Below are 18,239 nucleotides of genomic sequence, written 5' to 3'. Positions count from 1 at the left end.
CTGCCGTCTCATATATTGTAGCGAAAGCGGCCCCGCCACACTCCCAGCCGGCTTAACGCCAGCAACCCGGCTTGCGCCGGGCTGCTTATTGTTCGTGCAACAGAAGATTGTACGGTCGGACTACGTTTGTTCCACAAGCATGCGCACTTCCAGGCGCAATTCTTCACCTTCGCGGTCAATCACGACCGTATCGCCCGCGTGGAATTTGTCCGCCAGCAGTCCTTCCGCGAGTTCATTTTCAATCAAATTCTGAATTACACGCCGGAGCGGCCGCGCTCCGTTATCGGGGTCGTAGCCCTGTTCCACCAGCAGTTCTTTGGCCTCGTCGGTAACTTCCAACGTAATCTCTTGCTCCGTGAGGCGCGCCCGCACTTCGTCGAGCTGAATGTCAACGATGCTGATAATGTCCTCTTTTGAGAGGTGACGGAACACCACCACGCTATCCACGCGATTGAGGAATTCAGGCCGGAATGTCTTCTTGATTTCCGCCATCACGCGTTCCCGCATCTCTTTGTAGAGTTGTCCCTCATTGCGCAGGTCGTTGGCCTCCAGCCGGAAGCCGACGGCGGCGTCGCGTTTGATGAGGTGCGCGCCCACATTGGAGGTCATGATGAGGATAGTGTTGCGGAAGTCTACCGTGCGGCCTTTGCCATCGGTGAGCCGACCGTCCTCCATGATTTGGAGCAGCACGTTGAAGACGTCGGGATGGGCCTTTTCGATCTCGTCCAGGAGCACCACCGAGTAGCTGCGCCGTCGCACCGCCTCGGTGAGTTGGCCGCCTTCTTCGTACCCCACGTATCCTGGCGGCGCGCCGACTAAACGAGAAATCGTATGTTTCTCCATGTACTCCGACATATCCAGCCGGACCATGGCGTCGCTGCTGCCAAACATAAACTCCGCCAGCGCTCGGGCGAGGTAGGTCTTGCCGGAGCCTGTGGGTCCGACGAAAATGAAGGAGCCAATCGGCCGCTTGGGGTCTTTCAGGCCGGCACGGGCCCGCCGCACGGCTTTGGATACGTTGCTGATGGCCTCTTCCTGGCTCACCACCTTCTCGTGCAAGTTCTCTTCCATGTGGAGCAGTCGTGCCGATTCCTCTTGGGCGATGCGCGTGACCGGGATGCCCGTCCACATGGAGACCACAGTCGCCACGTCCTCTTTTGTAACTTCGGGCCACTTCTCTTCGGTGTTCGGCCAATCCGACTCGAGGTCTTCGATCTTCTTGCGCAGTTCCGCTTCCTTTTCGCCCAGCCCAACCGCCTCGTCATACTGACGACTCTCAATGGCGTCTTCTTTTTCGCGCACGACGCCGTCGAGGTCTTTAACCGCGTTGCGCAGCGCGTTGGAGGTGTTGGCTTGTTGGATACGCACGCGGGAAGCCGCCTCATCGATCAAGTCGATCGCCTTATCCGGTAGGAAGCGGTCGGTCACGTAGCGGCCGGACATCTCTGACGCTACTTTGACGGCATCATCGGTAATATGAACTTTGTGGTGTTCCTCATAGCGTTCCTTAACGCCCTGGAGCACCAAAATCGTTTCTTCAATGTCGAGTTCGCGCACGTGCACCGGTTGGAAGCGTCGCTCCAGCGCTGCGTCACGTTCGATGTACTTGCGGTATTCGTCCAATGTGGTCGCGCCGATGCACTGCAGTTCTCCGCGCGCCAGCGCGGGCTTGAGGATGTTGGCGGCGTCCACCGCGCCTTCCGCCGCTCCGGCGCCAACGAGAGTATGCAACTCATCGATGAAGAGCATACAGTCACCGGAACCACGGATTTCCTCGAGGATCTTCTTGAGGCGTTCTTCAAATTCACCGCGGTACTTCGTGCCGGCAACGAGCGCGCCAATGTCGAGGGTGAGCAGGCGTTTCCCGAGCAACGTTTCCGGCACGTCGCCCGACACGACCCGCTGCGCCAGACCTTCCACAATGGCCGTCTTGCCGACGCCGGGTTCACCGATTAGTGCCGGATTGTTCTTCGTGCGGCGGGAGAGGATTTGCACGACGCGCTCGATCTCCTGCTGGCGCCCGATCACTGGATCGAGTTTATCTGCACGCGCCGCAGCCGTGAGGTCGATGCCCATCTGGTCGATAAGGGGAGTGCGCGAAGAAGACTGGCGTCCGCTGCTCTCTTGGATAGGACGCGAGGGCTGCTGACTCACCGATTGGATGACCTTCTGCCGGACCTTTTCCAGACTCACGCCCAGGCTTTCCAGCACGCCGGCCGCGATTCCCTCGCCTTCGCGGACCAAGCCGAGCAGCAAGTGCTCCGTGCCAATATAGTTGTGACCCAAGCGTCGGGCCTCTTCTGCCGCAAGCTCGATGACTTTCTTCGCGCGGGGTGTCAGGCTGATGTCACCGACGTTCACGCGCTCGCCGCGGCCGATGATAAACTCCACGGCACTGCGCACCTTGGTGAGGTCCACGCCCATGTCATAGAGCACCTTCGCGGCAATGCCTTCGCCTTCGCGCACGAGGCCCAGCAGGAGGTGCTCGGTGCCGATGTAATTGTGGTTGAAGCGGCGCGCCTCTTCTTGCGCAAGCATGAGAACCCGCTTCGCTCGATCCGTATATTTGTCGAACAGGGGACTCACGATGCTTCTCCTTGGCTGACCGCCTGTCTTACCTGTCGGCGCACCCTTTGCAGGTCCACACCGAGGCCCTGCAGTTCACCGGCCGCGAGCCCTTCGCCTTCGCTTGCAAGACCAAGGAGCAGGTGCCCGGTGCCAACTTCGCTATGCCCTAACCGGCGCGCCTCTTCCGCTGCTAACCCAAGTGCTTTGCTTGCGCCCGGAGTAAAGCTGAGCTGGGATGCTTTGATCTGCTTCCCACGTTCAGCGGCAAACTCCACGGCGCCGCGTATCTTGTCCGGCCCCACTCCCATGTCGCTTAGGAGCCTTGCGCCTGTGCTGTTGGTGTCACGCGCGAGACCCAAGAGAATATGCTCGGAGCCGATATAGTCGTGTCCCATCAGGTGTGATTCTTCGGCGGCATGTTCAATTACCTTCTTGGCGCGCTTTGTGAGGCTTATGTCGCCAACAACGCTATGTGTTCCCCGTTCCGTAACTGACTTTACCGCATCGCGCACTGTGGCGTGATCCACCCCCATGCCGGCCAACATCTTCGCGGCGCTCCCTTTCTTGGCACGCACCAAGCCAAGGAGCAAGTGCTCCGTACCAATATAGTCGTGATTAAGGCGGCGAGACTCGTCGTGCGCAAACATGAGAACCCGCTTCGCCCGAACCGTAAATTTGTCGAACATAGGACTCACGACAATACTCCTGGCTCCATTGTCGCAGTCTTCTTCGTAGAAGCCGGCCCCGCCGTACTTGCCACATCACATGGGAACAGTGGCAGTTATGTGCCTGATCGACTCTTTCTCTTTCTTGCTTAGTCGTCCTGTGCTTCGGATGCAGGCTCTAATTCGGTGTGCTCAGGTTCCTCGTCGTCGGCCTCATCCATCAAGTGCCCAAGCTTCTCTTCCAAGTCTATGGGTGATAGGCGCATGCGATGACGTTGCGGATCGGCACTGAGTACCCGGAATGTGAGTTCATAGCCTTCCTGCAAGAGGTCTCGCCCTTCCGGCGTCATTTCGGAATTGTGCGCCAGTCCTTCGATACCGTCTTCAACACGCACGAATGCGCCAAAGGGGGCAATCTTAATGATGATGCCAGGCACTTCTCTGCCTACGGGATACCGTGCCTCAATGCCTTCCCAGGGGTCTTTTTCCGTGCGCTTAATGGAGAGGCCGATCTTCTTACTTTCATGGTCCAGGCTGAGTACGCTGACATTTACGCGCTCGCCGACGCCCAGCACCTCACTTGGGTCCTCCACGCGGCTCCAGGAAATCTCAGAAATGTGCACCAGGCCGTCGGCGCCGCCCAAGTCTACGAACGCGCCAAAGCTGCAAAGGTTGCTCACCACGCCCTCGCGTGTCTGGCCTACTTCGAGTTCCTTGAGCAACTGCTCGCGCTGTTGCGCGCGCATCTCACGTTCCGCCAGGCGTTCGGAGAGAATCAGCCGGTTTCGGCGCCGGTCCACTTCGATGATCTTGAGCTTTAGTTCCCGTCCGATAAGCTCGGAGAGGCGCGCCAAGAGGTCTTCCTCACTCGCATCCCGGTTCGGCGGTCGTTCCAACGAAACAAGCTGGGAACTGGGCACGAAACCGCGCAACCCGATGTCTACGATCACGCCGCCTTTGTTGGCGTCGATAACGGAGGTTTCCAGGATTTCGCCGTTGTTGTATCGCTCTTCGATCTCCCGCCAGGCACGTTCTGCCATCGCGCGCCGGATGGAAAGCAACGCATGACCTTCAGCGGTTTCAGGGTTTACTACGTACACCAGCACTTTCTCACCCACGCTCATGTCGAGCGCTTCATCCATGCGCGCGAGTTCCCTGCCGGAGACAATTCCTTCTGCCTTGAGACCGATGTCCACCATGATCTCATCAGAGGCAGACTGCACGACAACGCCTTCAACCACGTCGCCGCGCCGCACTGTGCGAATTGAACTTTCAATCTCGCTCAGCAAGGACTCCATCGTCATCGGAACTTCTGTCATTGGTGATTCTTGCACTGGTTACCTTCACCCTCTTCACGTTTTACTCTTTTGGCAAAGACACATCATGCCCACACACGTATTGTGGCCTGGCACCATTATAGGCATTGTCAGACGGAAAAGTAAAGAACAGTTTCGTGCCTATTCGTCCTGCTGCCCATCTGGTATGCTGTGAATACACAGCCACCATTGAGGAGAACTGCGCATGTCGATGAAGATGCTGCGGCAGATGCAGCAAAAGATGACGAAAATCCAGGAAGAATTGGAAAGAGAGTTGGTAGAAAGCACCGCCGGTGGCGGAGCGGTCAAGGTCGTTATGACCGGCCATCAGAAAGTGCATGCCATCGAAATCCTACCCGACGTCCTGGAGTCCACCGTCACCCCGGAGGGTGAGGTAGACGAAGAGGGCGTTGCCATGTTGCAGGACTTGCTCGTCGCCGCTGTCAATGATGCCGTGGGCAAATCGCAGGAGCTTGCGGGCCGCCGTCTTTCCGCCGTTACGGGCGGCATGAATATTCCCGGTCTGACGTAGCGCCACCGTATTCTCAATCTAAGGAGACAGCGTAGCGATGGCCCGGATGAGCCTCCCCGCGCCCGTAGCTCGGCTCATCGAAGAGCTATCCCGGCTGCCCGGCATCGGCCCCCGTACAGCACAACGACTGGCGTTTTATTTGCTCCGCTCATCTCCGGATCTCGCCCGCAACCTCGCGACAGCCCTCGAGAATCTGGGCGCTCAGACGGTCTGGTGCTCGCGTTGTTTCAATCTCAGTGAGCACGATCCCTGTCCTATTTGTCAGGACCCGGACCGCGACCGGAGTCGCATCTGCGTCGTCGAAGAGCCGCTGGACCTCCTGGCAATCGAGCGAACCGGCCTCTACGCCGGTCTCTATCACGTTCTGCACGGCTCCTTGTCGCCGTTGGAAGGCCGCAACGTGGAAGACGTGAGAATCGCTGAACTCGTCCAGCGGTTGCAAGCGCAACCGGTAGAGGAATTGATTCTCGCCATGGACGCCGACCACGAAGGCGACACGACGGCTAGCTACGTGGCTCAGGTTTCCGCGACGTTCGCCACGCGCGTTACGCGGCTGGCGCGGGGCTTGCCGACCGGCGCAGACCTCGAATACGCCGACGAGGGGACCATAGCAAGCGCCTTGCAAGGGCGTCAGGATAACGCCTAAGCTATGCCCCGCCGCGATCCAAACCGTGTATGGGAGCTTGTCCACCGGTACCAGGCGCTCGCTGCCCGGTTTCCCCAGTTTTCATTCACCGAAATAGGCGCGGTAGAGCGATTTGGCATTCGTTTCCCGATTTACGCCGGAGCGGTAGGCGATGGCGAACGTAGCGCCATTGTCCTCGCCGGCACGCACGGTGATGAGATTGCCGGGCCGCTCGCTCTGCTTCAATTCTGGGAGGATGAGGCTAACCATGCCGCGGCGCAGCACATCCGCTTCATCTTCTTGCCTCTCATAAATCCAATCGGCTATGCGCGCGGCATTCGCGGCAACGGCGTCGTAGACCTCAACCGCCACTTCGAGCGTCCCACTGCCCAGCCCGAGAACGAGATCGTCCTGAATTATCTCCTGCAGCACCGAGCGGAGCTGCTCGTCTCGCTGCACGAAGATGTGACCTCCCAGTGCTTCTACATGTATGAAAGCGGCATGCGGGAGCGCACTCTCTTTGCGCGGATTGTCGCTGATGACGTCGCGCTGCTGGATACCCTCGAGTCCCACGGGTACGCCGTCTGCAGGGGCGACCACGTGGACGGCAACTACAATCGCAGCGGCCTCGTCGTGTCTAACCCCGGTTCCGTGCGCGCCAGCCGTTCCGGCGCCCTCGAACCGACACTTCTGCGGCACGGGGTCATTCGGCGCGTGGTGGGATTTGAAACGCCGGGCCTACAACCCTTGACCGACCGTATCCGCCAGCAGCAGGTCGCCCTCCGCCACGTGCTGCGATCATTCCTCGTGTAGGATTACGATCGCTTGCCGGCCGGCGCGCAGATTCCTCAAGTTGAGCCGTTCAGGCGGGGTGCTCTGTCGGACACGGCTTCAGGTGGAGTCCGTTTGAGACCGGAAGGGCGGAAAGACCAGGGCGCAGCGCGAATAGCAGAAGCAGCCACAGACTGGGTACCTGCGGTTGGCACGGAGAGTTATCTTCCATCCAATTCTGCTGTTGCCGATCGCGAAGCGACATCAACAGTGAGCCTGTATCGTAAACAGCGTTAAATGAAAAAGCGCCTCGCCGGGCGCTCTTCGAGCAAATTGCTTACTGTGCCTGCAATGGCAAGACCGCTGGAGGCGACGAGCGGAATCGAACCGCTGTATAAGGGTTTTGCAGACCCTCGCCTTACCACTTGGCTACGTCGCCGTCTTCTGTAAGAAGGGAATTCTCCCGCGTCTCTTTCACCTAAAGTATAGTCTTGGAAGTGCACCAAGTCAAAAGCAAAAACGTGCTATCCTGCCTCTAAGCGACCTGTGCGTACCTTAGGCCAGAGGCGTACGAGCTACTCCCTCTCCCTGGGGGAGAGGGCAGGGGTGAGGGGATTTCTGCCTAATCCCGTCCCTCTTACCTATAGGATCCATACATAGATGAGCAACATCGGCAAGAAAGCGCCTGGCTTGCGGGTATTTTCCCTCATCCCCGTAACGTGTCGATACGCTGTAACGAGTACGGGGCAGGCTCTTAACCTCTTCCACCGGGAGAGGGGACGTTCCCGCCTTGGGAAGGGTTGCGCACAGGCTTCCGCCGGGAGAGGGGATTTCCCCGCCCCGGCAAGGGCTATGCAGAGGTCTCCCTAGGGAGTAGACAAACAACGTGCAGAATTGGTATCAGCGGCTCCTCTTCGACCGGCTTATCGTATTGAGCGCGATTGCTACCGTTGGCGTACTGCTCACGTCGCGCGCGACCATGCCGCTGCTGATCGTTGCCGTGTTCGTCCTGCTCGGTGTCGTGCTTGCCGCATTGCGAGAAATCGTGGGAGCCCGGCGTGAAGAGTCGGCATGGATGTTAGCGCCGCTCTTGCTCACCTTGGCAAGCGCGCTGTTCTGGCGCACGATCCCCGACGAACGCGCAACTCTCATCGGCAGCGCCCTGTTCGGCGTCCTCTTTTTCCTGGCGATTATGGACTACCACCAGAGTCGCTACTACAGTGCGCGGCGCTCAATCACATGGCCCAACCAAGCGACCGTTTACGTCGCGATTGCCATGCTCTTTGTCACACTCGATACGTGGAATATCAATATCGTCTTGCAGGCGGCGCTTGCCGCCATCGCCGCGCACGCTGGGAGCATGTCTATACTGTTTCGCGAACGTATGCCCCGGGCCGCAATTCAAACATACAGCTTGTTGACGGCTCTGATCGTGGGCGAGATCACGTGGGCGCTGAGCTTTTGGCCGCTGCCGGCGTTCCAAGAGGCGCTGGCGCTCTTGCTGCACGTCCACGTGGTGCTTGGATTGGCCCGCGCGTACCGCGCCAAGAGAATGGGCATGGCGGTAGTGTTCGAATACGGAACGGTCGGCGCAATTACCTGGGCATTGCTACTTTGGACAATATTTCGCCCGTTGGCGTAAAGTGCGGTCGTATTGCTCCCACCGTGACCCCAGCGGTATTAAGGACCCCCGGAGCGTGCAGTTCGCGCAGTCGATCGCGTTGACCGGAGTCGATGACGTGCAGTGCAGCGAGGAGTTCGGGCACCAGCACCGGGTGGGCGCGAGCATCCCCGTCTTCTATCTTGACCGCGACGCCCCAGCCTTGGGACAGGGCGCCTGCGCAGAAGAGCCCTTCGGCGCCACTCTTTGACACCACGTTGTCACCCGCCACGCGCATGAGGTTCGTGGTAAAGCCGTTCGTGCCGGACACCATTTCCGGATGAGCCCGCATTGCTTGCGAAATACGTTGGATCGCGGCCTCCCGGTTTGGTGAGACGGCGGCAGGCTGTGCTAACTGAGCGAATGCGCGGCCGATGTTGCGGAGCGGAATGGCAAATACCGGCGCATTGCAGCCGTCTACGGCAACGTAAACATCCTCCGTGGGAACCCCGGCCATCTCCGCCAGAACCTTCCGTAGGCGCACCTGCACCGGATGGTCGGGTGCGGTATAGCCTTCAATGTTCCACCCGGCGTGCCGGCAGAGCGAGAGCATGCTGGCATGCTTGCCGGAACAGTTATTGTGAATCTTCCGGGGAGACTCGCCCGCGCGGACCAGCGCCTCCGCGCTCGGCGCGTGAGTGGGTGCGTGCGTGCCGCACGCCAATGCTTCTTCATCCAAGCCAATCTTCTGCAAAATGCTTTGCACGGCAGCTACGTGAAACGGCTCGCCAAAATGCGACGCGCACATCACCGCAACTTCACGGTCTGTGAAACCAAATCGTCCTGCGGCGCCGCTCTCGACCATGGCGAGTGCTTGGATCGGTTTTGCCGACGAGCGCAAGAACGTAACTCTCTCCGGATCACCAGCGGCGTACAGAAGGTTTCCGGCGTTATCCACGACCGCAGCGTGGGCACGATGTACGCTCTCTACAAGCGCGCCGCGCGTAACCTCAATATACAACGGCTCTTGCATATTCATCTCCTCTGTCCCTTTCAACATTTGCCAGCGTACCATAGAATAACGGTAACGTGACTGACACCGTACGTATGCCAGGCATCCATCCTGAGACCGTTGCGGACTAGACTGTAAGTAGCTCCCAGTTAGTTTAAGGTAAGGAGGCCGAAACCATGGAACGTCTCAATATCGCTCTGGTCGGCGCCGGGCGCCGGGGCGCGGGGGCCCACGCTCCGGTGCTTGCTGCGCTGGATGATGTATTCAACTTCGTGGCCGTGTGCGACGCCACGGAGGAGCGGGCCCAAGAGGTGGCGGCGCGGTATGGGTGCAGAGCATACACCTCTGCGCGAGAGCTTGTAGCGAACGAATCGTTAGACATTGCCGACGTGGTGGTGCCCGGCGACGCCCACCATGCGCTGAGTTGCTTTCTGTCGACACACGGCATCCACCAAATCGTGGAGACGCCAATCGCGAGGACTCTGCCACTCGCCGACTTGATGATCGAGACGGCACAACAAAACCGGGTGAAGCTGGAAGTGGCGGAGAACTACTACCGCCAGCCGCTCATCCGCCTCAAGCAGGAAGTTATCAACTCCGGCGCTATCGGCACTGTCAGCCGCATCTATCGCATCTTCGAGGAGGGCGGCTACCACGGCATGAGCGTCCTCCGCCTTTGGGCGGGGGCGGACCCCACGGCGGTGATGGGTGTTTCCCATACCAGCCCGGTGGTGCCGATCATCGACCGCATGCTGCGTCACCACGAGAGCGAAAGACTCTCCATCGGCATCATTGATTTTGCGAACGGGGTGACGGCGCTCTCTGCGTACTCCAACGTTATCCATGCCCGGTCCCTTGGTCGCGGGGCCTTTCGCTGCTCGCAGATTGACGGAACTCACGGCGCAATCGTGGGCGACGAAATCCACGCCGTTCCCGCCGACGAACTGCTTTCGGGCGCTCAAAGCACACCGGTCCTGCCGCAGCGCATTACGAGCGAGCGAGACGGCGTAGAAGTCCTCGAGCGCCTCGAGGTGGCGCTCCCCGACCGGCGCGTTACGTGGGAAAATCCCTTCCAGCAGTATTCCTTGACCGAGAATCAGGTGCAAGTAGCCGACGAACTGCTGAGCATCGCTACGGCAGTGCGGGAAGACGCCGAGCCCGCGTATGGCGCGCACGCCGCGCGGCTCGACCAGGAGATGGACATCGCGATGTTGGAGTCCGGTGGGAAGGATCGGACGACCATTTCATTCCCCCTGCAGGAGACCACACAATATGAAGAGAAAGTCCATGAGAGCTTCACGGAGAAGTACGGTTGCGAGCCGACGGACGTAGACCGTCTCGTGGACACTTTCTATCCGCGCGGTTAAGCTGGACCCGATGCGCGTTGGGGCGACTGTACTCCGGTAGCGTAGGTGTGCAACCTGCGCAATGGTCGGTTGGGCGCGTTGGAGTGACAAGCGGGAGGAAGAGAGAGTACCACGCCGCACGGTAGGCATGTTGAAAGGATGACACTTATGAAACAGCCGGTCGTTATTTCGTGGGACGAAGCGCGCAAACGCGTTCACGAACGCGGTTTCTCCTTGCCGTTTGTAGGCGAGGAAGCCGGCGCAGAGGTCCTGCAACTCCACCTCTCTTCCATTAATCCGGGTGAGGCAGCGCACCCGCCGCACGAGCATGGCGGCGAAGAGATCATGTTTCTCATCTCCGGCAGCGGCATGGCGACCCTGGGCGAGGAGGAACATCCGATGGAAGCCATGGCAGCGCTCTTTGCGCCGGAGGGCACGCGCCACGGTCTGCGCAACAGTGGCGAGTTCCCGATGACATATCTGGTTATCCGCACCAGCGGGTAGTTTTCCGCCTATCGCTACACGTTGGAAGACTAAGTCTGCGGTAGCCGTCGTCCTGCCGCTCGCGCCGCACTCTCAGTCTTTGCCTGCTCGCAGGAGCGAGTCTCGCGCGAACTTGGTGGGCGGGTAGAAGAGAACCTGCCGTGAAAGAGTGGAGCGACCGCTTTTCGTGGGGCGGCAAGCGGTGCTTTGACCGTAGATTCAGCGGAATGTTATAGTAAAGTCAGATAAAGGAAAGAAGGATAATTCTGAATGCCGAAGAGAACCTACCAACCGAAAGTGCGGCGACGGCTGCGCAGGCACGGGTTTCGTGCGCGCATGTCCACGCGAGCGGGGCGACGAATCCTAAAGCACAGACGAGATAAGCATCGCACACGGCTTACCGTCTGAGCCTGCTTGACCTTCTCTTTCCTTTTCGTGTAACGCACGCGTTTGCCGCGTGTCCCTTGATGGAAGCGCGAAGGCGAGAGGCGCTAAAGCGCAGGGCCGTCGAGAAGGCTCCGCATGAGGATCGAACCAAACGGAGAAGATTAAGAAACAACGTGATTTTACGTTTGTCCTGACCCAGGGCAAGGCGTGGTCGCCGCCTACGACAAGGTCGAAGCCTGCGACGAAGTCGGCGGCTGCGACTAGGTCGGCGGCTGCGACTAGGTCGGCGCAAACTGTTAGACTCATAGTCCAACCGAACCACCTCTCGCTCAGCCGGTGCGGTTTCATTACCTCGAAACGTCTTGGCAATGCTGTAACCCGAAACCGTGTCCGGAGGCGGCTGCGTGAGTCTGTGCGCAAGCACTATCCTCACATACGACCGGGCATGGACCTTGTATTCATTGCCCGTCGAGACGCAGTCAGGGTTTCGTTCTGGGAGCTTCACCGGCATGTTCATGCCGTGCTCATGCGCGCACATCTGCTGCCCTCGGAGTGCAAGGCGCATCAAGAGTAGGACTTGCCGACAGGGCCTCGAAAGATTGAGAAACCGGGAGAAGATGTCTCGTGTCCCTCGGCAGTTCGGTTGCGCTGCGGCTCATTCAAGGATACCGGCTGGCGATTTCGCCGCTGCTGCCGCCAAGCTGCCGGTACGCGCCTACGTGCTCGGAGTACTGCTACGACGCAATCGTGGAGCATGGACTGCTCCTGGGCGGCTGGTTGGGCATCAAGCGCGTCGCGCGGTGCCACCCGTTCCATCCCGGCGGCGCCGATCCGGTGCCCGAGATTGCTCGCGATGACGCTGCCGTGAGCAGCCGAACGCGGCGGACGTAGAGTAGAAACACAAAGCGGCAGGTTGGATGACACCGCGCTCGTGGGTGCCGCGAATCACCCCGGTGACAGCCGTGGTGGGTAGGCACAGAGACAATATCAAGTATCCCGGCAACACTTAGGAAGAGAAAGCGGTTCCAGTGGAATTTTTCGGCACACTCTGGAACGACATACTCGTTGGTGGCCTCCAAAGCGGCTTGCTCCGTCTTTACGATCTGACCGAATACGCGGGCGTGCCGAGCTTTGGCATTGCCATCATGATCTTCACAGTCATCGTACGTCTCATTCTCTTTCCGCTCAGTGTGACAAGTCTGCGCTCTTCACGTCGCATGCAGTTGTTGTCGCCCCGCCTGAAGGAATTGCAGAGACAACATAAGGGTGACCGTCAAGCCATGGCACAGGCCCAGATGGAGCTTTACAAGCTGCACGGCGTTAATCCGCTCATGGGATGTCTGCCACAACTAGCCCAGTTGCCCGTACTGTTCGCACTCTACTGGGCCATCATTGGTGTGACAAACGACGAAGTGACGATGGCCGGCCTGGAGATGGCATTCCTATGGCTTTCCGACTTGGCCGTACCCGACGTTTGGCTGCCGCCGGGCGTTGACTTGCCGTTCAAGCTGCCCGGCGCGTTGGCGCTCACCGCCGGCGCCACCCAGTGGGTCGTGCAACGCATGATGATGAATCGAATGACCAAAGACCCGCAGCAGCAGATGATCCAGAACGTGATGCAGTTCATGCCCATCATGATTGTCTTCTTTGCTATGCAGTTTCCATCGGGTCTTGCCCTGTATTGGGTGGTTTCCAATGTTTTCAGCATCGGGCAGCAGTGGTTCATCATGCGGGACAAGGGCCTGAACGTACCGGCAACGGCGCCGGCAGCGGTTGCCCAGAACAGCAACAGCCAAAGTGCCAAACCGGCGCAATCGCCCGCTGCCCCGCCAGCGACCAAGATAGACGGCCAAAAGAAGACGCCCCAAGCACCCGCAAAGAGTCAGCAAGAGGTGGCGCCGGAGCGTCCCGGCGGACTCCTGGGTGGGTTATCATTTGGGGGAGTGAAACGTTCGTCCATACCCGACCTCACCGAAACGACTCTACAAGAACTCGGCCTGGATGATGCCGACGACCAGGGAGAAGGCGCTGCCAAAGAAGCGCCCAACACTGGCAGATCAAGGTCGCGCAAGAGGGAGAAGAAAAAAGGTGGCGGAAAGCGTTGAAGCAACCGGCAAAACAGTCGAAGATGCAATTCAGAACGCCCTCGAGGAACTCGGTGCCTCACGCGATGCTGTGACCGTTCGGGTCATTAGCGCGGGCTCCGGAGGTCTCTTCGGCCTTGGCGGTGAAGAAACCCGCGTGCTCGTGGAATTGAAACCGGAAGGCGCTGCTGACGAGACAGACGAGGAAGAAACTCCTGCGGAAGCGGCCGCCCCCGAACCGGCGCCGGAGACCCCGGAGTTGCCGCTGGCGCAGGAACAGCTTGACGATGCTACGGAACTCCTCCGCGAATTCTTCCACCATCTTGGCAGCACCGTCACAGTTGAGGTGACCGGAACCGAGCCACTCCGACTCAACGTTTCCGGCGATGGCACTGACACTTTTGTCGGTAAGCGCGGCACCACGCTGCGTTCGATCCAATTCCTCTTCAATCTTATGCTGACGAAACAGCTTGGCGAGCACGATCTCGTCGTGGTCGACATTGGCGGCTATCGCCAGCGCCGTGAGGAATTGCTCACCGGTATGGCCCGCCGTCTGGCAGACCTGGTTCGCGAAAACGGCAAGGCAATCACGCTGGAGGCGATGCCGCCCCACGAGCGACGCATCATCCATTTGACCCTCGCTGAAGACGACGACGTCTCGACCCATTCCACCGGCACCGGGGACGAGCGGCGCGTCGTCATCGAACTCCAACAGCCGGAGGCCGAGGCGCAGGCGTAGCAGCTCGAACAACTGTCCCATTCCGGGTTCTCCTCGATCAACCCTGATTGGGGTCCAATCCAACTCTCCGTCGAAGACAGCCCCGTACCACGTACGGGGCATGCCTTGCACAGCTTGTTGTCCCTGCTGATGAAGAGACCTCCCTCGTCCTGGGGAGGTTTCTGCATTGCGCAGGCTTCCAGGCGAGAACACTCCCTCACCCAGGGAAGACCCTTACAAAACTCAAGTCTACAGGTGAGAACACTCCCTCTCCCTGGGGAGACCCTTGCATAACTCAAGTCTATAGGCGAATGGACTCCCTCTCCTTGGGAGGCTGTCTCATAATTGGCCTTACCGAAGTATACTGCCGTGCAGAGAGGCTAAGCGAGGTCTTGAGATAGACGTTTGTTGCTTTCTGGGCGTCGCATCAAGCTTTCAAGCTACCGGTTCCATCACTGTTACCACTCTGTCAATACGATCCGCCACTTGGCTGCTTTCCTCATTTTACCTACCGTGCTCTGTAGCGGAATTATGAGACGGCCTCTTGGGGAGAGGGGAATCTTCGCTATTCCAGCCAATTTGCACGCCCTCGTCAAAATTGCGCAAGGGTCAGCTAGCGAGAGGGAAGTCGGTGCCGGTCCAGCCTATTTCCGACTGTTTGGTAGAGTGGCGCGATAGCTTGCTATTGGTGAGCGCAGGATAGAATCCTTCGTTCCTGGGACACCGCGCCGCTCGATGGGTCCGCATACTCTCCCAATCCGGGAGTGGCACACCACCCGGTCAGCCGCAGGCATGCTCCCCGTGCCGTTACCGCGCACGGATTGGGCGGACGCTCGCATCCCCTGCCGTGAATCGACGCACGCGCCCATCGGCTGCGCGGACGCAGAGGCGCCCTTTGCGGTCCTGGTCCTCCGCGATTCCGCTGAACGTGTTCCCGCCAACGGATACGTCCACAGGCTGACCGATCAAATACGCGCCGTCTCGCCAGGCCTGCCACACCTCGTCGGGCGCCGCAAGCCAGCGACGGTACCAACGGTCAAACGAACGAAGGCTGGCGACCAAGAGTTCTTCGCGGGAGACGTGACGGCCAAGCGCGTCTGAAACCGTGGCAACCGGTTGGTCGAGCGAGAGGGCTCCTGCGGGAAAGTTTACGTTGAGGCCCGCGCCGACTACCACGGCGTCCGCCGTGGTCTCTGCGAGCAGCCCCCCGAGCTTCTTGCCGCATAGAATGAGGTCGTTCGGCCACTTGATCGCTGCGCGCAGGCCGGTTACGTGCTCCGTGGCTTCTTGCAGCGCCACCGCCAGCGGCCATAGCGCGTGCAACCACTGATCGCGCTTCAGTGTCGGCCGCAAGAGTACGGAAAAGAGCAGACAGGTAGAGGGCGGCGCGTGCCAAGCCCGGCCTTGCCTGCCCCGCCCGGCACTCTGGGAGTCGGCCGCCACAACCACTCCGGACTCAGCGTCGGCGCGTGCCAGTGCATGGCAGACTTCCATCGTGGAATCTACTTCCGTGCGATAGACTATGCTGTGGCCTATCTGTTGCTGCCGCACCGCCTGGGCCACTTCCCGCCAGCGCAGCGGTTCATTGTCGGACTTGGTCGGAGTGCTCACTGCTCTTGCTGCTTTTGGCAAGCAGTGACGTGATTTGCTTTGTGCTCCAAGAATCCTCCAGTACGTACTTGATCGGACATGGGGAATCTTCTACTTCCTGGGGAGAATCTTGTATTGCCCTGGTCGCAAGGAAAAGAATAAACCTCTTTCCTTGCGTAGCTCCCTCCGTCGCCTTGCTCCCTTTCCCTGGGGAGAGGGTCGGGGTGAGGGGTGGTTTTCGCTTTGCCGGATATCGCTCCCAGTGGCGTCTGTGTGCAACGCAACCATTCTGACGAACTTGGGCCGACATTAGCCTCACAGTTCTCGCCCCGATGCGCGAAAGCGCCAGGGCCAGGCAAATTTATCCCTAATCCGGGCTCATCCTCTCAACTATCAAACTCAAGTAAAGATTCTCCAAGTCACAGCGCATAACAGCCGGTCGCAAACGACTACCGCACTTCCCTCGTGCCTTTCCGATCACCGCTCCGCCCCGTGCTATAGTGAACACCATGATCAAGTACAGCACCGCGCTCTCCGAACGGATCTACGCTCGGCAACGCCTTTCAATGCAAATATGGCGTTTGCTTGGTTTCTGCGGCGTGCTCGCCGCGCTCCTGGTGGCGTGGTTTCTGCCTCCTTTATGGGCGCTTCTGACAATCGGCGCGGTGGCGGGGACTGTGGCCGTCTTTGCCTATCCGGTCTTGGGTGTCGGCATGCTCCTGTTGACTGTTCCCTTTGGCAGCATCCGTACAATCAGCCTTCCGGACAATGTTGACATAACGGTCAACGAGCCCCTTGTCGCGCTCATCGGTCTCTCCTGGCTCGCCGGTATGCTCGTGGGGCGGTGGTCCACGCCCTCGCTGCCATCTTTGACTATACCCATCATCATTGTATTAATTCCAATGGGACTCTCCGCGCTCGCCGCGGACAGTCTGTTGCTGAGCATAAAAGAGGTTAGCAAGTGGGCCGAGCTCTTTGTGATCTACCTTGTCACCGCCACGACGGTGCGTAGCCGCCGCGTGCTCGCTGCATTGGTCGGGGTGCTGTTGTTCGTTGCCCTGGCAGAGGTTGGCATCGGCTTGCTTCAGGTAGCGTTCCGGATCGGCCCGCCGCACTTTCTCGCCGGAGGCATTCTGATGCGGGCCCACGGCACGTTTGGGCAACCCAACCCGTACGGGGGCTACCTGGCGCTGATTCTCCCCATTGCACTTGCTATAGCGCTCTCAGCACCCCGTGGCAATATACGTCTATTGGGATGGGGTGCAAGTATCGCACTGGCAGTCGGCATTGCGCTCAGCCTTTCGCGGGGAGCCTGGCTGGGAACGCTGGCGGCGCTTAGCATGGTTTGGTTGCTCGACAGCCAACGCAACCGAATGCGTGCCATCGCGCTGGCATACGGTGGGATGACGGGAACGCTGGTTGTCCTGGTGTTTGGGTTAGTGCCGGAGGCATTGCTAACCCGTGTGACTGATTTGTTCACGTATGGCTCGCGTCTGGTGCAAGAATTGCGCGCCGGACCGAACCCTGACAACTGGGCTATCTTAGAGCGGGTTTCGCAGTGGTATGCCGGCTGGCAGATGTTTGCCGAAAATCCCTTCCTCGGTGTGGGCATTGGCAACTACCCCAAGGCATATGCAACCTATGCGTTGCCCGGCTGGCCGACCGGCGTCGGCCACGCGCATAATTACTACCTCAATCTAGCGGCAGAAGGGGGACTGCTAACACTCACCGCTTTTCTGCTCTTCTTGGGTCTCGCCTGGCGATTGGCCGCTCACAATTGGCGGCAAACTTCCGACGCGTGGGGGCGCTTGCTCGCACTCGGACTGATGGGCAGTCTGGCTGCCTTCTGTGCCCACAGTCTCGTGGATAGTCTCTTCGTGCATAGTATCGGCATTCTGCTCGGCGTACTCCTTGGGGTCCTCTCCGCATTGGCGGTCGTGAACGCCAGGGATGAATCCCCATCTTCACCACAATGGGACCAAAGCTCCACCGCAAGCGGCGCGGCTGAAGTGGCGCGCTAGAGGCACAGCCCAGTCCGACTGGCGTCCCAACAAGAGGACCTGCACACAACATCTGCCCATGGCAGAAAGGCTTGTGTTGTCCCAGTGGAGGCCCCCGGCTCGGCGCGTAGGGCAACCCGCGTACAGGTTTGGATGGCGGAGCAGCAAATTCTCGGTCTCAATTCTTAGACCCCGAGTCGAGTACGGGACTGACAAAACTGCTTGCACCGGAGATACTTGCACAACTCAGGTCGGCAAGCAAAAAGACCCCTTCTCCCTGGGGAGACCGTTGCGGAACCCCGGCCGGAGGCGCAAGAACTACTCCCTCTCCCTGGGAGGCTGTCTCAAAAGTAGTTCTACCGGATGTATACTGGCGTGAAGAGGAGCAAGGTGAGGTGGTGGGATAGTTGGTAGAGAGGTAGTGACGATGCCGTTGCGACCGTTTAGTCGTGAACAGGCCTGGCTGCTGCCGCCGACGCTGGAGGAACTGATCCCGGACGACCATCCTGTCAGGTTTGCGGCAGCGTTCGTGGACAGCCTTG

General features: G+C 59.5%; 17 protein-coding genes and 1 tRNA gene. 12 read left to right on the top strand and 6 right to left on the bottom strand.

From position 1 onward, the window contains the following. Window positions 1-120 precede the first annotated feature (120 nt). The 3 genes from OXE05_00090 to OXE05_00080 form a co-directional block, all read right to left on the bottom strand. Window positions 121-2,538: an ATP-dependent Clp protease ATP-binding subunit gene (locus tag OXE05_00090; GenBank protein ID MCY4435717.1), complete on the bottom strand. Its 2,418-nt coding sequence runs from the start codon at window positions 2,536-2,538 to the stop codon at window positions 121-123. Window positions 2,539-2,582: 44 nt separating this feature from the next. Beyond that, the gene (locus OXE05_00085) at window positions 2,583-3,254 is read right to left on the bottom strand and encodes a hypothetical protein (protein MCY4435716.1); all 672 of its coding nucleotides are present in this window, start codon (window positions 3,252-3,254) and stop codon (window positions 2,583-2,585) included. A gap of 128 nt (window positions 3,255-3,382) precedes the next feature. Further along, window positions 3,383-4,552, bottom strand: a complete 1,170-nt coding sequence (locus OXE05_00080; GenBank protein MCY4435715.1) for a S1 RNA-binding domain-containing protein — start codon at window positions 4,550-4,552, stop codon at window positions 3,383-3,385. A 202-nt stretch (window positions 4,553-4,754) separates the two neighbouring features. On the opposite strand from OXE05_00080, the gene OXE05_00075 reads away from it, so the two are divergent. Genes OXE05_00075 through OXE05_00065 form a run of 3 tightly spaced genes read left to right on the top strand, consistent with a single transcriptional unit; the run spans window position 4,755 to window position 6,519 of the window. Beyond that, entirely contained in the window at window positions 4,755-5,081 is a 327-nt protein-coding gene (locus OXE05_00075) for a YbaB/EbfC family nucleoid-associated protein (GenBank protein ID MCY4435714.1), read from the top strand. Window positions 5,082-5,118: 37 nt separating this feature from the next. Beyond that, the gene (recR, locus tag OXE05_00070) at window positions 5,119-5,727 is read left to right on the top strand and encodes a recombination mediator RecR (GenBank protein ID MCY4435713.1); all 609 of its coding nucleotides are present in this window, start codon (window positions 5,119-5,121) and stop codon (window positions 5,725-5,727) included. A gap of 3 nt (window positions 5,728-5,730) precedes the next feature. Continuing rightward, window positions 5,731-6,519, top strand: a complete 789-nt coding sequence (locus OXE05_00065; GenBank protein ID MCY4435712.1) for a succinylglutamate desuccinylase/aspartoacylase family protein — start codon at window positions 5,731-5,733, stop codon at window positions 6,517-6,519. A gap of 322 nt (window positions 6,520-6,841) precedes the next feature. On the opposite strand, the gene OXE05_00060 is transcribed toward OXE05_00065, so the two are convergent. Next, a tRNA-Cys gene (locus tag OXE05_00060) sits at window positions 6,842-6,916 on the bottom strand. Window positions 6,917-7,363: 447 nt separating this feature from the next. On the opposite strand from OXE05_00060, the gene OXE05_00055 reads away from it, so the two are divergent. Next, window positions 7,364-8,119: a hypothetical protein gene (locus tag OXE05_00055; protein ID MCY4435711.1), complete on the top strand. Its 756-nt coding sequence runs from the start codon at window positions 7,364-7,366 to the stop codon at window positions 8,117-8,119. On the opposite strand, the gene OXE05_00050 is transcribed toward OXE05_00055, so the two are convergent. Next, the gene (locus OXE05_00050) at window positions 8,073-9,110 is read right to left on the bottom strand and encodes an asparaginase (protein MCY4435710.1); all 1,038 of its coding nucleotides are present in this window, start codon (window positions 9,108-9,110) and stop codon (window positions 8,073-8,075) included. The two genes, OXE05_00055 and OXE05_00050, sit on opposite strands and share 47 nt — an antisense overlap. A gap of 155 nt (window positions 9,111-9,265) precedes the next feature. On the opposite strand from OXE05_00050, the gene OXE05_00045 reads away from it, so the two are divergent. The 7 genes from OXE05_00045 (at window position 9,266) to OXE05_00015 (ending at window position 14,128) form a co-directional block, all read left to right on the top strand. Continuing rightward, window positions 9,266-10,456, top strand: coding sequence for a Gfo/Idh/MocA family oxidoreductase (locus OXE05_00045; GenBank protein MCY4435709.1), 1,191 nt, complete (start codon window positions 9,266-9,268; stop codon window positions 10,454-10,456). 147 nt (window positions 10,457-10,603) lie between these two features. Next, window positions 10,604-10,939 (top strand): cupin domain-containing protein, encoded by a 336-nt coding sequence (locus tag OXE05_00040; GenBank protein ID MCY4435708.1) that lies wholly within the window; start codon window positions 10,604-10,606, stop codon window positions 10,937-10,939. 249 nt (window positions 10,940-11,188) lie between these two features. Next, the gene (rpmH, locus tag OXE05_00035; GenBank protein ID MCY4435707.1) at window positions 11,189-11,326 is read left to right on the top strand and encodes a 50S ribosomal protein L34; all 138 of its coding nucleotides are present in this window, start codon (window positions 11,189-11,191) and stop codon (window positions 11,324-11,326) included. A 139-nt stretch (window positions 11,327-11,465) separates the two neighbouring features. Further along, window positions 11,466-11,879 carry a ribonuclease P protein component gene (rnpA, locus tag OXE05_00030; GenBank protein ID MCY4435706.1) on the top strand — a complete coding sequence of 138 codons (414 nt, stop codon included), beginning with the start codon at window positions 11,466-11,468 and terminating at the stop codon, window positions 11,877-11,879. Between the two features lie 50 nt (window positions 11,880-11,929). Continuing rightward, window positions 11,930-12,196 carry a membrane protein insertion efficiency factor YidD gene (yidD, locus tag OXE05_00025; GenBank protein MCY4435705.1) on the top strand — a complete coding sequence of 89 codons (267 nt, stop codon included), beginning with the start codon at window positions 11,930-11,932 and terminating at the stop codon, window positions 12,194-12,196. A gap of 137 nt (window positions 12,197-12,333) precedes the next feature. Then, window positions 12,334-13,410 (top strand): YidC/Oxa1 family membrane protein insertase, encoded by a 1,077-nt coding sequence (locus OXE05_00020; GenBank protein MCY4435704.1) that lies wholly within the window; start codon window positions 12,334-12,336, stop codon window positions 13,408-13,410. Next, entirely contained in the window at window positions 13,394-14,128 is a 735-nt protein-coding gene (locus OXE05_00015) for a Jag N-terminal domain-containing protein (GenBank protein MCY4435703.1), read from the top strand. The genes OXE05_00020 and OXE05_00015 overlap by 17 nt, the downstream gene beginning before the upstream one ends. Window positions 14,129-14,914: 786 nt before the next feature. Here the strand turns inward: OXE05_00015 and OXE05_00010 are convergent. Next, the gene (locus tag OXE05_00010; GenBank protein ID MCY4435702.1) at window positions 14,915-15,718 is read right to left on the bottom strand and encodes a biotin--[acetyl-CoA-carboxylase] ligase; all 804 of its coding nucleotides are present in this window, start codon (window positions 15,716-15,718) and stop codon (window positions 14,915-14,917) included. 545 nt (window positions 15,719-16,263) lie between these two features. Here OXE05_00010 and OXE05_00005 point away from each other — a divergent pair. After that, entirely contained in the window at window positions 16,264-17,718 is a 1,455-nt protein-coding gene (locus OXE05_00005) for an O-antigen ligase family protein (GenBank protein MCY4435701.1), read from the top strand. The last annotated feature ends 521 nt before the right edge of the window (window positions 17,719-18,239 follow it).

The organism is Chloroflexota bacterium (assembly GCA_026710945.1).
Taxonomy (GTDB): domain Bacteria; phylum Chloroflexota; class UBA11872; order VXOZ01; family VXOZ01; genus VXOZ01.
This window is presented reverse-complemented; position numbering and strand designations above follow the sequence as displayed.